At 71.4% G+C, this 15,091-nt stretch carries 13 protein-coding genes; 7 read left to right on the top strand and 6 right to left on the bottom strand.

What is annotated here, in order from left to right; genetic code table 11:
• Nucleotides 1-11 precede the first annotated feature (11 nt).
• Entirely contained in the window at nt 12-767 is a 756-nt protein-coding gene (locus KF837_28040; protein MBX3231206.1) for an SGNH/GDSL hydrolase family protein, read from the top strand.
• On the opposite strand, the gene KF837_28035 is transcribed toward KF837_28040, so the two are convergent.
• From KF837_28035 to KF837_28020, 4 genes are read right to left on the bottom strand one after another with little or no spacing between them, the layout of a single operon-like run.
• On the bottom strand, nt 745-2,448 hold the full coding sequence (locus KF837_28035; protein ID MBX3231205.1) for a hypothetical protein: 1,704 nt from the start codon (nt 2,446-2,448) through the stop codon (nt 745-747). The two genes, KF837_28040 and KF837_28035, sit on opposite strands and share 23 nt — an antisense overlap.
• On the bottom strand, nt 2,449-3,528 hold the full coding sequence (locus tag KF837_28030) for an SUMF1/EgtB/PvdO family nonheme iron enzyme (protein ID MBX3231204.1): 1,080 nt from the start codon (nt 3,526-3,528) through the stop codon (nt 2,449-2,451). It abuts the gene before it with no gap.
• A 27-nt stretch (nt 3,529-3,555) separates the two neighbouring features.
• The gene (locus KF837_28025; GenBank protein ID MBX3231203.1) at nt 3,556-4,290 is read right to left on the bottom strand and encodes a dienelactone hydrolase family protein; all 735 of its coding nucleotides are present in this window, start codon (nt 4,288-4,290) and stop codon (nt 3,556-3,558) included.
• Entirely contained in the window at nt 4,287-5,981 is a 1,695-nt protein-coding gene (locus KF837_28020; protein MBX3231202.1) for an alpha/beta fold hydrolase, read from the bottom strand. Before KF837_28020 ends, KF837_28025 begins: the two co-directional genes overlap by 4 nt.
• A 1-nt stretch (nt 5,982) precedes the next feature.
• Between KF837_28020 and KF837_28015 the strand changes: the two genes are divergently transcribed.
• The 3 genes from KF837_28015 to KF837_28005 are packed head-to-tail and all read left to right on the top strand — an operon-like array spanning nt 5,983 to nt 9,917.
• The gene (locus KF837_28015) at nt 5,983-6,219 is read left to right on the top strand and encodes an acyl carrier protein (GenBank protein ID MBX3231201.1); all 237 of its coding nucleotides are present in this window, start codon (nt 5,983-5,985) and stop codon (nt 6,217-6,219) included.
• A complete protein-coding gene (locus tag KF837_28010) occupies nt 6,209-7,999 on the top strand; it encodes an HAD-IIIC family phosphatase (protein MBX3231200.1) in 1,791 nt (596 codons plus the stop codon). The genes KF837_28015 and KF837_28010 overlap by 11 nt, the downstream gene beginning before the upstream one ends.
• The gene (locus KF837_28005; GenBank protein MBX3231199.1) at nt 7,971-9,917 is read left to right on the top strand and encodes a DUF4091 domain-containing protein; all 1,947 of its coding nucleotides are present in this window, start codon (nt 7,971-7,973) and stop codon (nt 9,915-9,917) included. Before KF837_28010 ends, KF837_28005 begins: the two co-directional genes overlap by 29 nt.
• Here the strand turns inward: KF837_28005 and KF837_28000 are convergent, their stop codons facing one another.
• Complete coding sequence (locus tag KF837_28000) at nt 9,918-10,778, bottom strand: LamG domain-containing protein (protein MBX3231198.1); 861 nt, start codon at nt 10,776-10,778, stop codon at nt 9,918-9,920.
• A gap of 32 nt (nt 10,779-10,810) precedes the next feature.
• Here KF837_28000 and KF837_27995 point away from each other — a divergent pair, with 32 nt between their 5' ends.
• Together KF837_27995 and KF837_27990 are read left to right on the top strand one after the other, a co-directional pair.
• A complete protein-coding gene (locus KF837_27995) occupies nt 10,811-11,359 on the top strand; it encodes a hypothetical protein (protein ID MBX3231197.1) in 549 nt (182 codons plus the stop codon).
• A gap of 267 nt (nt 11,360-11,626) precedes the next feature.
• A complete protein-coding gene (locus KF837_27990; protein ID MBX3231196.1) occupies nt 11,627-12,613 on the top strand; it encodes an SGNH/GDSL hydrolase family protein in 987 nt (328 codons plus the stop codon).
• 3 nt (nt 12,614-12,616) lie between these two features.
• Here the strand turns inward: KF837_27990 and KF837_27985 are convergent, their stop codons facing one another.
• Nucleotides 12,617-13,717, bottom strand: coding sequence for a glycosyltransferase family 2 protein (locus tag KF837_27985; protein MBX3231195.1), 1,101 nt, complete (start codon nt 13,715-13,717; stop codon nt 12,617-12,619).
• A gap of 49 nt (nt 13,718-13,766) precedes the next feature.
• Here KF837_27985 and KF837_27980 point away from each other — a divergent pair, with 49 nt between their 5' ends.
• The gene (locus KF837_27980) at nt 13,767-15,077 is read left to right on the top strand and encodes a glycosyltransferase (protein ID MBX3231194.1); all 1,311 of its coding nucleotides are present in this window, start codon (nt 13,767-13,769) and stop codon (nt 15,075-15,077) included.
• Nucleotides 15,078-15,091: the final 14 nt, after the last annotated feature.

Below are 15,091 nucleotides of genomic sequence, written 5' to 3'. Positions count from 1 at the left end.
TCCTCGACGGGGTGATGCGAGCCTTCTTCTTGTTCCTCGCCATGGCGGTCGCTTGCAGCTCGCCGACCGCCAACAAGCGAGGGTCGTCGTCCGGCTCGTCCGGATCGTCCGGCGACGACGACGACGACGACAACGGGCCGCCCGTCTCTCCGATCAAGGGCGGGACGGATCCCGAGACGGGGGAGATCCGCTACCTCGCGCTGGGCGACTCGCTCACGCAGGGCGTCGGCGCCTCCGACGAGTCGACCGGCTCGTTCCCGGCGCGGCTCGCGAAGAAGTGGCGCGACGAGGGCTGCGAGGTCGAGCTGCTGAACGTCGGCGTGAGCGGCTACACCGCGCAGCAGGTCGTCGACGATCAGCTCCCGCAGATGGCGGACTTCAAGCCGACGATCGTGACCTTCCAGGCGGGCGCCAACGACATCGCGCACAGCGTCACGCTGAGCGCGTACCGGACCGCGGTGAAGAAGGTGCTCACCGACACGAAGGCGACCGGCGCGCGCGTGATCGTCCTCGCGCAGAACGAGTGGTTCCGCTCACCGGAGGGCAAGACCTACGGCAGCGGCCTCGGCGAGCAGCGCGCGACGTTCGACGCCGCGCTGATCGAAGAGGTCGAGGCGAGGGACGCCGAGTTCGTCGACATGCGCGCCGTCTACAAGCGCCAGGCCGACGCGAACGCCTGGGTCGAGGACGGCATCCACCCGACCGACGACGCCTACGAAGAGTGGGCGACCGAGCTCGCGCGCGTCATCCCCGCGCCGTGCAAATAGTCGAGACGACCCAGTCGAGCATCTTCGCGCGCGAGGACAGCTCGTGGAAGTTGTGGTCCGCGCGCGCGAACGTCGTGATGCGCATGCCCTTCGCCTCGAGCTCGGAGGCGCGCGCGCCGAGCTCGGCGAGGGTGGCGGCGTGGCCGGGATCGCCTTCGGAGAAGACGAAGTGCACGTCGGTGCCGCGCGCGAGCATGCGATCGACGTCGGCGGCGAGGCCCTTCGCCGGCGCGCGGCCGAGGCGCGTCTCCACCCGTTCGCGGAGCGCACCGACCTTCGACGCCGCGCGGGCGGAGAGCACCTTCGCGAGGTAGCGGACGTCCGCCTTGCCGGAGAGGAGCTTCTTCCACGCCGCCGGATCGCGGATGACCTGGAGGTAGCGGTTCATCTGCTCGAGCTGATCGGCCGTGCTCAACGCCGGCTCCGCCGCCTCGGGCGCGGGCGGCGTGAAGCGCTCGGGGTTCACGATGAACGCGCCGCGCGCGCGATCGTCGCCGAGCGCGACCTGGAACGCGGCGAACGCGCCGGAGCAGAGGCCGTAGACCCAGAACGGTCCGGGTGGGAGCTCGGCGCGACCCGCGCGCGCGTCGTCGAGGATGCTCGGCGGGAACGGATCGTTCTCGCGCCCGTCCTCGCCGTCGGGCGTCCCGCTCTCGCCGATGAACGACACGTCCATCCGCACCACCGCGTGCCCGCGCTTCGCGAGGCGCTCCGCGAGCGTGACGTAGCTGTTGTTGCCCGCCGTGCGCGGGGTCACGCCGCCGGTGAGGAGCAGGACGCCGGGCCTCGTCGCGCCGCCCGCCGGCTCCGTGCGCACGCCGAAGAGGTGGCCGTTCGTGCCGAAGCGGAGCGTCCTCCAGCGGAGGCCGTCGACCACGATCTCGGGCGCGAGCGCGAGCGCGCCGGTCGATTCGATCGTGCGTGAACGCGCCACCGCCCAGTCGCGGATCGCGTCGATGAGCGCGTGAGGCACCGCCGACTTCTGCGGCATCACCATCATCTCTTTGTGCCCCGGCGGCTGGAGGACCGTGACCGCGGAGCCGTGGCGCTCGAGGTGCTGCGCGAGGCGCGGCGGCGCCTTGCGGTCGTCGCGATAGACGAGGAGGACGTCGGGCTTCCCGCGCGGCGTCATCTTCTCGAGCTCGAGGCGCGCGAGATCGGCGAGCGTGCCCTTCGAGAGCCAGTAGCCGCCCGCGACGACGCCCTCGCCGACCGGCGGGTCCGGCTGCGGCGCGGACGAGGCGAGGATCTCCATCTCGCGGCCGTACATGTTGCCGGCGGAGGGCTCCCACAAGACGAGGTGCGAGACGTCGAGGCGCGTGGCGGTCTCGAGCGCGAACGCGCCGCCGATGCGGACGCCGAGGAGGCCGACGCTCTCGACGCCGGGGACCGCGGCGAGCGCGCCGATCGCCGCGCGGACGCTCGCGAGCCAGCGCTCGACGCGATCGGGATCGTGGTCGGTCGATCCCACCGACTCCGTCGTCCCTGCATAGTGCACGCGAAGCACGTGCAGGCCCGCCGCGGCGAGCACCTCCGCGACGAGCCGCATGCTGCGATGCGACTGGATCAGGTCGAGGTGGAGCGGGAGGCAGACGACCCAGCCGACGTTGCGCGGCGGGCCCGCCGGCGCGTGGTAGCTCGCGAAGAGATCGCCCGCGAGGTAGCCGTGTGCGACCTGCATCTAGTTGTTCTTGACGGGGCGCGCGCAGCGGAAGCCGACCGAGTCCGTGCGCTCGGTCATGGTCTCGGAGTTGATGACGGTGCGGTTCGTGGTCTGGTGAAACGCCTTGCCCCAGTTCACCGCGCCGCCGCGGAACGCGCGGCCGACGGGGTTGCCGTCGTTGTCGGCGGGCCGCTGCGGCCGCGCGCAGTCGTCGCACGGGGTGGGGAGCTCGATCTGGAACCAGTCGAAGACGCGCTCCCACGCGCTGCCGGCCATGTCCTGCTGGCCCCAGCGGCCGCGGCCCTTCGGGACCGAGCCGGCCGGCTTCCAGTCCTCGAAGGTGCACTCGCGCATCGGCTTGCCATCGGGCCCCGGATCGTCGGCCTCGGAGCTGCCGGACTGGCAGCCGAAGCGGATGCGCTCCGTGTCCGCGACGTTGCCGCCGTACGGATAGAGGCGCTGCTCGCTCCCGCCGCTCGCGGCGTACATCCACTCGGCCTCGGTCGGCAGGCGCCCGCCGTCCCAGATGCAGAAGGCCTGCGCCTCGAGCCACGTCTCGCAGTTCATCGGGAGGGAGTCGTTCTTGCCCGGGTTCCGGTCCCACACGTTGTAGAGGTCGGGGCTGCAGCCGAGCGCCGATTCGAGGTCGGCCATGGTCTCGACGAGGTCCTTGTTCCAGGACTCCTGCCAGCCCTTGTCGTCGGGATCGTTCGTCTTGCCCGAACCGGGAGCGGGCGGCTTCTCCTGCGTCCCGAAGCCCGCGTGCACGAACGCGCGGAAGCGGCCGAGCGTGACCTCGTAGACGTCGAGGCGGAAGGCGCTCACGGTCGCGGGGTACTTCGGATCGTTCAGGCGATCGAAGGTCCCGGCGGGGAGGTTCGATGCGGTGCAGCAGCTCTCCCCGTTGCACCTGGCGTCGAGGTCCCTGCAGTTCGGCTCGCGCGGGCCCTCCGGCGGCGGTCCGCCGTTGTCGTCGTCGTCGCCGCCCACGCCGCCCTCGAGCTCCTCCGGCGCGCTGCCGGTCTCGCAACCTTCGGTGTACGGGCACCCGACCCAGAAGAGCATGCAGACGATGGCGAGGAGGTTCACGAAGCGCATGCGAACGACGGCAATGCTACCGCGCCTCTATCGGCTCGGCGAGCGCGCCGCCTCGAGCGCCTTCACGATGTCGGCGTCGAGGTCCTCGTGCATCTTGTCCGACGGGCTGTGGCCCTCCGCGTATTCGCGGAGCGTCGCCTCGCCGCCGGCCGTCTTGTACGCGGCGACCGTCGCGCGCGCCGCGTTGATCGCGAACACGTCGTCCTTCGTCCCGTGGTACGCGACGATCGGAGCGGCGTTCGACTTCGGGTAGAGCGGGACCGGGCAGGCGCCGGCGATGCCGAAGGCGCCGAGGACGAGCTCCTTCCGCTTCGCGAGGACGAACGCGAGGATCGCGCCCTCGGTGTAGCCCGTCACCGCGACGCGACCGCCCTGGCCCACGCGCGCGGCGATCGCCTTCGCGAGGCGCTCCTCCGCGAGGGAGACGTCCATCGCGAGCTTCGTGCTCGCGAGGTCGTTCGTGAGCGGCCACTCGAACCACTCGTAGCCCTCGTTCTTCCGGCGATAGCCGCGCGGCAAGAGGATGCGCGCGCGGCCCGGGAACTTCGAGAACCCCTCCACCCAGTGCTCGGGCGCGCCGCCGTTCGCGTGGATCGCGACGACGAGCGGGAGGCTCGGATCGGGCTCGGGGTGCACGAGCTCGAGGAAGTCCACCGTGGCGTGGCTCGAGTGCTCCACCGTGCGCTTCACGGCGGGCTCCTTCTTCTTGCACGCGCCGAGCGCGAGCGCGGCCCCTGCCGACAAGAACGCACGGCGGTTCACGACGCGAGCACCTCCACCAGCCACTCGACGAGCGGGAGGCGCGTCGAGAAATCGTTGAAGGTGTGATCGGGCCCCGGCGTCAGCTTGAAGCGGAGCCCCTCGCTCTTCAGGCGCTCGAGGTCGGCGGAGAGCTGCGCCATGAGCGCATCGTAGCCGCTGTCGTTCTCGGCCATGACGATCGCGACCGCGACGCCGCGCGCGAGCAGGCGGTGGAGATCGCCGGCGAGCCCTTGCGGCGTCTTCTTCACGCGCGCCTCGATCCGCTCGCGCGCGGTCTCGATCGTGGTCTTCGCCTTCGCGAGGGCGAAGCCCGCGATGTAGCCGACGTTGGCCTTCCCGGTGAGGAGCTTCTTCCACGCCGCGGGGCTGAGGAGCGATTTCTTGTAGTGGCTCGCGGCGTGGCTCTGCTCCGTCTGCGAGAACTTCGGCGAGCCGTCGGCGAGGTGGAAGACCTCCGGGTTGAGGAGCGTGATGCTGCGCACGCGCTCGTCCGCGAGCGCGGTCTGGAACGACGCGTACGCGCCGGAGCACAGGCCGAGCATCGCGATCTCGCCGCCGCCGTCCTCGAGCAGGAGCGAGACCGCCGCGCGCGCGTCATCGAGGAGGCTCGCGGCGTGCGGATCGTTCGGCGCCGCGCCCGGCGCGGGCGGGCTCTCGCAGATGCCGGAGACGTCCATCCGCAGCACGCGGTGGCCCATCTCCGCGAGGCGCGTCGCGAGGACGACGTACATCCGGTTCACGGAGGTGCGCGGGACGACGCCGCCGGTGAGGAGCAAGACCGGCCGCTTCGTCTTCGTCGCGGGCAGCGCCGGCTCGGTGAGCACGCCGAGGAGGCGCGACTCGGGGCCGAAGCGGATCGGTCGACGGCGCGTCTCGTTCCAGGTCGCCTCCGCGGCGAGGGTGAGGCCGCCGTAGTCGCCCGTCGACGACACGCCGAGCGCCCAGTCGCGGATGCGCTCGACCATCGCGACGCCCGGCTTCGCCTTCTCCGGGTACGTCATGAGCTCCTTGTAGCCGGGCACCTGCGCGAACGCCGCGCCCTCGAGGCGATCGGCGAGCTTCTTGGCGAAGAGCGGCGGCCGATCGTCGCGACCGAGGACGAGCACCTTCGGCGCGCCGGCGAACGCCGTCTTCATGAGGTCGATCGCGTTCAGGCTCGCGACGGTCTCCGGCGTGAGGAGGTAGCCGCCGGCTTCGATCCCGAGCGCCTGCGCGGCCTGGCCGTCCTTCACCGCGCGCGGAGATGCCGAGGCGAGGATCTCCATCTCGCGCGTGTAGTGCGCGCCGCTCACGCACGGCTCCCACAGCACGAGCGCCTCGAGCGCGTGCGTCGCCGCGACCGCGCCCGCGAGCGTCGCGCCGATGCGGAGCCCGACGAGCCCGACCGGCCCGGCTCCGAGCGCGGCGACGGCGCGGCGGATGCTCTCCGTCCACGCCGCGACGCGATCGGGATCCTCGTCCGTGCCGAACGACTCGCCGGTCCCGTCGTAGTGCACGCGCACGGCGTGGAAGCCGGAGGCGGCGAGCTCGTCCGCGAGGAGCTTCACCGTCTCGTACGACTGGATGCCCTCCCAGCCGTGCGGCGCGCAGAGGATCCAGCGGATGTCGCGGACGATGCCGCGCGGGGCGTGATAGCTTGCGAAGACGGGCCGCGGGCCATCCAGGTACCCGTGCGTCGCTGGAGGGTTCATCGTGAATCGAGAAGAGAGACTGCGCTCCGCGCTCGAGTCCGTGTTCGGATCGGAGGGGCTCTCGCTGAAGGACGACGACGGGCCGGGGACGACCCCGCTGTGGGACTCCGTCGCGCACCTGAACCTCATCATGGCGATCGAGGCCGAGTTCGGCGTCGCGTTCCCGACCGCGGAGATACCCGAGCTAAAGTCCCTCAAGAAGATCCGCGCCTCTCTGGAAAAGCTCGATGGCAGCTGAGCTCTCGCCCGCAGAGTACATGAAGGCGGCGCGTGCTTTGAAGGACGACGCGACCGCGAAAGAGCGCCTCACGCCGCTGCGGCTCGTCGTGCTCTCGAGCTTCACGACGGCGCTGCTCGACGCGTACTTGAAGGTCGAGGCCGCGAAGCAGGGCTTTTACGCCGACATCCATCACGGCGGCTTCAACCAGTTCGAGCAGGAGCTCCTCGGCGACGCGTGGCGCGCGAAGAACGGCGAGGTCGAGGCGCTCGTCGTGATGATGCGGCTCGAGGACCTCCAGCCCGACGTCGGGTTCCGCGTGTACTCGAACGAGGAGGGCGACGCGTTCGACGCGCTCTCCGCCAACGTGCTCGGCCGGATCGAGGCGACGCTCGGGCTGTTCCGCGACAAGGGCGCGCGCGGCCCCGCGCTCGTCGCCAACTTCCTCGCCCCCGAGGCGCGCCTCGCGAAGCTGTTCGACGCGAACCAGACCGGCTCGCTCACGTACAAGGTGATGGACCTGAACCGCGCGCTGCTCGAGAAGGTCTCCGCGCGCGCCGGCTGCCACGTCTGGGACTACGCGGGGCTCGTGTCGTCGGTCGGCACGTCGCGCTGGACCGATCCGCGTTTGTGGGCGCTCGCGCGGAACCCGATCGCCGCCGCGAACCAGCCTGCGTTCGCGCAGCACCTCACGCGCACGCTGCGCGGGACGCTGAAGCCGGCCGCGAAGTGCCTCGTGCTCGATCTCGACAACACGCTGTGGGGCGGCGTCATCGGCGACGACGGCGTCGCCGGCATCCACCTCGGCGACGAGCACCCCGGCCGCGCGTTCAAGGAGCTGCAGCGCGCGGTGCTGGGGCTGCGCGATCGCGGCATCGTCCTCGCGCTCGCGAGCAAGAACGACCTCGCCACGGTGCAGGAGGCGCTCACGTCGCACCCCGAGATGCTGATCAAGATGACCGACTTCGCCGCGGTCGAGATCAACTGGGAGCGGAAGAGCAAGAACCTGAAGGCGATCGCGAGCGACCTCAACATCGGCGCCGACAGCCTCGTCTTCTTCGACGACAACCCGGTCGAGCGCGCGGAGGTGAAGGAGAACCTCCCCGAGGTGATCGTCGTCGACGTGCCGGTCGACCCCGCGCACTACGTCCGCGCGCTGACCGAGCTCGACGTGTTCGACGTGCCGCGCCTCACGAAGGAGGACCGCCTCCGCGCGCAGAGCTACCAGGCGCAGATCGAGCGGCGCGAGGCGGAGGCGACCGCGGGCTCGCTCGACGAGTTCCTGCCGACGCTGAACATGGAAGCCGAGATCGGCGCCTGGAACGCGGTGCAGGCGCAGCGCATCACGCAGCTCGTCGGCAAGACGAACCAGTTCAACACGACGACGCGGCGCCTCACCGAGCCCGAGCTCGCCAAGCTCCACGAGGAAGGCCTCGGCGTCTACTGGCTGCGCCTCACCGATCGCTACGGCGACCTCGGGCTCGTCGGCGTCTTCATCCTGACGAAGGAGGGCGACGACGCGATCGTGCACAGCCTCGTGCTCTCGTGCCGCGTCGCGAACCGCGGCGTCGAGCAGACGATGGTCGCCTACCTCGCCGGCAAGGCGCGCGCGGCGGGGTGCAAGCACCTCGTCGGCGAATTCATCCCCACGAAGAAGAACACGCCCGTCATCGAGCTCTACCCGCGCCTCGGCTTCGAGAAGGACCGCGTCGACGGCGACCTCACGCGTTACCGCTACGACCTCGCGCGCACGTCGCTCGTCATTCCTTCGTATGTTCGCGTCCGCGAGCCTGGCGCGTAGCCTCGCCGTCGCCGCCGCGCTCTACGCGGTCGACGACGGCGACAAGATCAAGGAAGACGAGGCGCCGGGCGCGCTCGCGCGCGGCGAGGAGAACCCGGTCTGGGCGCCGGGCAAGCCGATCCGGCTCATCGCGCTCAAGAACGAGACGGTGAGCTTCCAGGTCGTCGTCGCGGCGGGCGACGAGGCGCTCTCGGGCGTCACGGTCGATCTCGAGGCGCTCCGCGCCGGCGCCGGCGCGATCGCGAACGCGCCCGGCGCGACGGATCCCGCGCGCTTCGTCGGCCGCCCGATCGAGCGGTTCGTCGAGCACTTCCTCGACGTGCCGCGCGCGTCGGGCGGCGCGTACGCGGGCGAGTCGCTCGGCTGGGCGCCGGGCTCCGGCCCGCCGCCGGGGCGCTGGACCGGACGGATCCCCGACGCGTTGATCCCGGTGGAGATCGCGCCGGCGTGGCGCCCCTACCCGCTCGCGATCGCGCCGCGGAAGAACGGCATCGTCTGGATCGACGTGACGATCGGCGCGCGCCAGCCCGCCGGCGTCTACCGCGGCGACGTCGTCGTGCGGGCGCAGGGCGAGGCGCTCGGGACGTTGCCGATCGAGCTCGACGTCGCCGACGCGACGCTCCCCGATCGTCCGCTCCGCACGATGCTCGGCTGGGATCGCAGCGAGCTCGATCGACGCCTCGGGAAGGAGAACGGCGACGCGGCGGAGAAGCACCTCCTCCAGCTCTTCCATCGTCATCGCGTCGCGCCGATGCTCCGCGCGACCGAGCTCCCCGAGGTGAAGCGGCAGCTCCCTGCCCTCGACGGCTCGCTCTACACCGCGGCGCAGGGCTACGAAGGACCCGCGCCCGCGCGCGGCGTCGGGGTCCTCGCGCTCGGCGCGTTCGGCGAGCTCGGCGATCCGGGTCCCGAGCAGGTCCGCTTCGTCGCGGAGGCGGCGGCGTTGCTCGCGGCGACGCAGACGCTCGCGACGACGGACGCGTTCGTGTACGCCGAGGACGAGGACTGCGCGAGCCCGCGCGCGGCGGCGTGGAAGAAGCGCCTCGGCGAAGCGGGTGTGCAGGGGATCCGCGTCGGGTGGACGTGCAACGAGGATCCCGCGAAGCAGCCGGTCGACATCGTGATGCAGGAGGCGCGCCTCGGTCGCGCGCGCGGCAAGGCGGTGTGGACGTACAACGGGCGGCTGCCGTGGACCGGCACGGTCGTGACGGACGCGCCGGCGACGAGCTTGCGCGCCGACGGATGGATCGCCGCGCTCTGGGACGTCGAGCGCTGGTTCCTCTGGGAGACCACCGCGTGGTTCGACGAGAACAAAGGTGGCCACGGGCCCTTCGATCCGTTCGTGAAGGCGGAGACGTTCCACAACGCGTCCGGCGACTGGTCGATGGGCGACGGCGTCCTCGTGTACCCCGGCACGCAGGTCGCGCCGTTCTCGCATTCGCTCGGCTTCGCCGGCGTCGTCGCATCGATCCGCCTGAAGAACTGGCGCCGCGGGATCGAGGACGCGGGCTACTACCACCTCGCGCACGCGGCCGATCCGGCGCGCGCGGAGCGGATCGCGCGGGAGCTCGTGCCGGCCGCGTTCGAGACGGCGAAGGAGGGGAAGCCCGCCGCGTGGCCCGACGCGAGCAAGCCGTGGTTCGACGCGCGCGCGAAGCTCAGGGCGTTGATCCCGCCCGGCACCGACGGCGGCCCCGGTCGCGGCGCCGAGCCGGCGAAGCCCGCGACGAGCGAGCCGCCGCCGCGCTGCGGCTGCCGCGGCTGCCATCAAGGCGGAGGATCGGCGCTGCTGGTGGGCCTCGTCTGGCTCGCTGCTTCACGGCGGCGACGTTCGGCCTCTCGACACACCACGTTGTTGCTCGCATCGAACGCGCCTCGGTATCGTGGTTCGGGCGAAGCCGGCGAAGCGCGGCGGTAGCTACTTCGCGGCGGTGACGTGCGCGCTGATGCGCTCGGCCGTCAGCGCCTTGTCGTAGAGCGCGAGCTCGTCGAGGACGCCGCGGAAGACGTTCCCGTTGGCGGTCGGGCTCGCGGCGCCGATGACGAACGGCTCGGGCACGACCTCCATCGGCCGCGTGTCGAGCTTGTCCTCGGTGACGACGCCGTCGAGGTAGAGGCGCATGCGCGAGCCGTCGTACGTCGCGACGACGTGACGGAACGGCGCGCCGACCGAGAACGGACCGACGACGCCGATGCCGTCGCCGGCCGCGTACCGCTCGAACGCGACGACGTCGTCGTCGAAGTAGACCGCGTAGCCCGTCTTGTTCGCCTGGGGCCGTCGCTGCTTCGTCACGACGTGACCGAAGGTGGCGGCCTCGGTCGCGCGGAGCCACATCTCGATCGAGAGCGCCGCGCGCGCGGAGAAGCCGAGCCGGTCGCCGAGCACGAGCCGTCCTCCGGCGAGCTCGATCGCGGGGTCGTCGGGGAGGGGGCCCGCCGCGGAGCGGATCGTGTCGGAGCGCGTGCCGATCGTCTCGCCGCTGATCTCTTCCTTCACCTGCGGCGCGGTCGCGTCGGCGGGCGGCGGCTCTCCGAACCGGAGGTAGAAGACCGGAGCGTCCTCGAGCACCGCGCGGACGTACGGATGCACCTCCGGCGGGGGCGCGCTCGTGTCCGTCGCGTCGCTCGGCGGGCTCGTCGGTCCGACGACGTCGCGCTCCGCGCCGCCGTCGCTGCGCGGGCCGCCGCCGGTCAGCGCGTCTTCATCGATCGCCACGAGGAGCGTGCACCCCACGAGCGCCGACGACGACGCGACGGCAAACCATCGACGCGCGGACACACCTCGAGCGTAGACGATAAGCTGCCGCCGCGGTGACGCAGCGCTCGCTCGGCCCCTGGCACGTCGCCGCGATCGACGCCGACGGCGTGATGCTCGACACGATGGCCGCCGCGCCCGACGCGCTGATCGCGGCGGTGAACGCACGGCGCCGCGGCGTCGTCTTCGCGCCGGAGCTCCGGATCGACGACGCCGATCTCGGGCGCTACCGCCAGTCGTGGGCGCAGTGGTTCGAGACCGGCGACGACTCCCGCCCCGCGATCCTGCGGCAGACCTGGCTCGAGCCGCGGCATCGCCAGCTCACGATCCGCCGCTGGGACCGATCGCGCCGCCGCGACGTCGGCGCGAGCTTCTGGGGCGGCGCGGGGCTCTTGCTCTGGGACAACGTCTTCGGCGCGCACAACCCGTACTCGCGCTCGGATCGCAGGCTCATCGCGGAGACGGGCGCGGTGCTCGACCGCTACGGCGACCTCATCGTCCACGCTGCGAAACCGCACCTCCACGACGCTCGCCTACCGCGCCCCCGCCGCACCGCACGGCGTCTTCTGGGTCTCTTCGTCTTCCGGACGTACATGCAGCCGTAGCGTCCGGACTGCGTCTCCGTTCTGCCAGCTATCGCGTCGCCGGCGGTGCCTTTCCTAGAGTGCGCCGTCATGACCTTCGAATCGACGCGGCTCGTGGCTCTCGGTGGTGCGCTCGCGGTCTCGCTCGTGGCCGGCTGCGCGGTCGCGCAAGAGGAGGTCCCCGCGGGCGCGACGCTCGCGGCGGAGACGGAGACGGAGACGGAGACCCAGCCGGAGACCACGGAGCCCGAGGTCCCCGACTCGGATCCGCTCGGGAGCGGGCAGGAGATCTCGCTCGCGCAGCACTCGTCGTGGAAGATCGACCTCGGCGCCGCGCGCACGTACCGCGTCGTCGCGTACGGCGACTCGATCTTCGCCGGCTACCAGCGCTCGATCTTCAAGGTCGCGCGGCGGGCGGCGCCGTACGCGGCCGGCGAGTACCTCGCGCATCGCTGGGGCGCGAACGTCGAGGTCGTGCGGCGCACCGTGAGCGGGGCGCTCTCCGGCGAGATCGTCGACGACATCCAGACGGACCGGAGCTACATGGCCGACCCGTCGACACGCGCGGTCTACTTCGAGATGTGCGGGAACGACTACCTCCAGGCGCGGAAGCGGTTCGCGAGCGCGAGCGGCGCGTGCTCGACGACCGACCTCGACAACGCCCTCGCCGGCTGCACGCGCAACATGGAGAGCGCGATGACGAAGATCGTCGCGAACGCCCCGACCGCGAAGCACAAGGCGATCGTGAACCTCTACTACCCGGGCTTCGACGCCGACGACGTCCTCGCGCGCTGCACGAACGCGAGCGGCCAGCGCGCGAACGTCCTCGCCACGCTGCTCCCCTACATGGCGCGCTCGAACTGGCGCGCGTGCTCGCTCGCGAAGCGCCACGGCTTCGACTGCGTCGACGCGTTCGCCGAGTACATGGGCGCCGACTACGACTCGAACGGCGACGGCAAGGTCGACTCCGAGGCGCTCCGCTTCGATCCGAACGAGTCGGAGGCGGCGTACGTGCAGCGCATCACCGTCACCCTCCGCTCCACGGTGAAGGACTCGAACCGCCACGGCCTCACGCCGACCACGACCGCGGACTACCTCTTCAGCGACGACACGCACCCGACCTACTACGGCAACACGATCTCCCCCGGCACCGGCCGCAGCGTCCCCGACTTCACCGCCGCGCAGATCGTCGGCGGCAAGAACCCGGAGTGGAACCGCCACGGCCACGAGCGCATGGGCTGGGCAATCGCCAAGCTCGCGCCCGCGGCGCCCTGACGATCACGCCATCGCAGGCTCGGGCGCGCCCGGCGTCGCGAGGGCTTGCCGCATCACGGCCCGGACCTCGCGCGCGTCGGCGAACGTCTTCGCCGGGGCGGCGGCGTCGTCTTTCTGCCAGTCCGGGCTCAGCAGGTACTTGAGGAGGCCCGCGCCGAAGCCGAGGCCGTGCGACACGTGGATGACGGGGAAGATCGTCGCGACCACCGGCGCGAGGTGGAGCTGGCCCGTCTTCTTCGCGACGCGGACGGCCTCGACCGCGGAGCCCGCCGCGTAGAGACCGAGCGCGGGCAACAGCAGCGGGTGGAACGGCGACGTGACCGCGAGCGTCGTCCCGCCGACGACGAGGAAGAACGGCAGCATCGGACGGATGGAGGGCAGGCCGCCGTGCTTGAGCATCGTGCGCGCGCGGCCCTGGCCGTACTTGAAGTACTGCTTCGCGAGGCCCTTGTACGAGTCGCGCGGGTAGTAGTGGACGACGATCTTCTGCGAGAGGTACACGCGCCCGCCCGCGGCGTGGATGCGCTGGTTGAGCTCCGCGTCCTCGTTCGTGATCGCGTTGGGATCGAAGCCGCCGACGACGTCGAAGACGCCGCGCGGGAACGCGCCCGGGAAGACGCTCTCGACCCAGCCCTCCGCGCCGAGGTCGCGGTACGACGAGTTGCCGACCGCGAGCTTGCTCTCGAGCGCCGCGCACAGCGCGCGCTGGAACCAGCTCGCCTCCGCCGCCGGACGCGCGGGGCCGCCGACGTTCTGCGCGCCCGTCTCGCGCAGGACCTCGACGCACTTGCTCACGAAGTCCTTCGCGTAGCGCGCGTGCACGTCGAGCCGCACGATGACGTCGCCCTTCGCCGCCGCGATCATCTGGTTCATCGCCGCGGCCTGGAGGCGCTTCGGGTTGTCGATGACGCGTAGCTTCGGGTTCGTCTCGGCGATGCGCGCGAGGATCTCCCGCGTGCGATCGGTGCTCATGCCGTCGCCGATGAGGACCTCGATCGACGACGACGGGTAGTCCTGCGCGAACACGTCGGCGAGGAAGGCCTCGATGTGCCGCTCCTCGTTGAAGCACGGGACCGCGAGGGTGACGAAGGGGACCTGCGCCATTCCGTCAACGTATCACGCGCGCGTGCGCTCGTTGTAAGCTCGGCACCCCATGTCGCGAGCGCTCATCGTCGCGTACGCATTTCCGCCCACCGGCGGCGCCGGCGTCCAGCGCATCTCGAAGATGGTGAAGTACCTGCCGGCGCACGGCGTCACGCCGTCGGTCCTCACGGTCTCGAACCCCTCCGTGCCCGTCACCGACGCGTCGCTCACGCGTGACCTCCCGCCGGACCTCGACGTCATCCGCGCGCGCACGTTCGAGCCGGGCTACGGCGCGAAGAAGGCGGCGTGGGAGGCGGCCGCCGACGCGTCGCCGTCGCTGCGCAAGCAGGCGGTGAAGACGGCGAGCGGCTTCGTGCGGCAGCTCATGTACCCCGACGTGCAGCTGCTCTGGCTGCCGGGCGCCACCGCCGCGCTCGCGAAGACGCTCGTGACGAGCCCGCCCGACGTCGTCCTCATCAGCGGCCCTCCGTTCTCGCCCTTCCTCCTCGCGCCGCTCGCGCACGCGCGCTCCGCCGTCATCCTCGACTACCGCGACGAGTGGAGCGTCATCCGCAAGAACTACGAGATGACCGGCGCGGCGATCGGCAACCTCATCGGCGACCCGCTCGAGGCGCTCCTCTTGAAGCGCGCCGAGATGGTGACGACCGCGACGGAGGAGTTCCGGCGCGACATGCTCGAGCGCTTCCCGTTCCTCGATCCGTCGTCCGTCGTCGCGATCCCGAACGGCTACGACCGGGACGACTTCCCCGCCGACCTCCCCGCGCCGCCGCGCGACGAGTTCGTCATCTCGTACGTCGGCACCGTGTTCAAGCTGATGAGCCCGAAGGGGCTCCTCGCCGCGGTGCAGAAGCTCCACGAGCGCGAGCCCGAGCTCGCGAAGCTCCTCCACGTCCGCTTCATCGGCCGCATCGTCGACAGCGAGGCCGCGCTCTTCGAAGGGATGGAGCGGTACGGCGTCGAGCGCGTCGGCTACGTCGCGCACGAGGAGGCGGTGCGGAGCCTCGCGACGAGCCACCTCGTCCTCGTCGTCCTCGACGACACCGACGGCGTCGAGCGCATGTACCCGGCGAAGACGTTCGAGGCGATGGCGATCGGCCGCCCCACCCTCGTCCTCGCGCCGGCGGACAGCGCGCTCGCGCACCTCGTTCGCAAGCACGAGGTCGGCGACCTCCTCCCGCCGCGCGACGAGGAGGCGATCTGCGCGTACCTCGCGCAGAAGCTCCGCGCGTGGCGCGACGGCGATCGCGGCGTGCCTGCCTCGAGCCCGGTCGACATCGAGACCTTCGATCGCAAGAACACGGCCGGTCGCTTCGCCGACGTGATGCGCGAGGCGATGCGGCGGCGGCGCGATTCGAGCTGAATCGCGATACCATC

The organism is Labilithrix sp. (assembly GCA_019637155.1).
Taxonomy (GTDB): domain Bacteria; phylum Myxococcota_A; class Polyangia; order Polyangiales; family Polyangiaceae; genus Labilithrix.
Note: the sequence above shows the minus strand (reverse complement) of the source record. Positions and strands in the feature narration are given on the sequence as shown.

Coding starts and splice junctions, on each gene's coding strand:
- KF837_28005 (MBX3231199.1), top strand. CDS start 7,971: ATGTTCGCGTCCGCGAGCCTGGCGCGTAGCCTCGCCGTCGCCGCCGCG.
- KF837_27985 (MBX3231195.1), bottom strand. CDS start 13,717: ATGGCGCAGGTCCCCTTCGTCACCCTCGCGGTCCCGTGCTTCAACGAG.
- KF837_28030 (MBX3231204.1), bottom strand. CDS start 3,528: ATGCGCTTCGTGAACCTCCTCGCCATCGTCTGCATGCTCTTCTGGGTC.
- KF837_27980 (MBX3231194.1), top strand. CDS start 13,767: ATGTCGCGAGCGCTCATCGTCGCGTACGCATTTCCGCCCACCGGCGGC.
- KF837_28035 (MBX3231205.1), bottom strand. CDS start 2,448: ATGCAGGTCGCACACGGCTACCTCGCGGGCGATCTCTTCGCGAGCTAC.
- KF837_28010 (MBX3231200.1), top strand. CDS start 6,209: ATGGCAGCTGAGCTCTCGCCCGCAGAGTACATGAAGGCGGCGCGTGCT.
- KF837_28020 (MBX3231202.1), bottom strand. CDS start 5,981: ATGAACCCTCCAGCGACGCACGGGTACCTGGATGGCCCGCGGCCCGTC.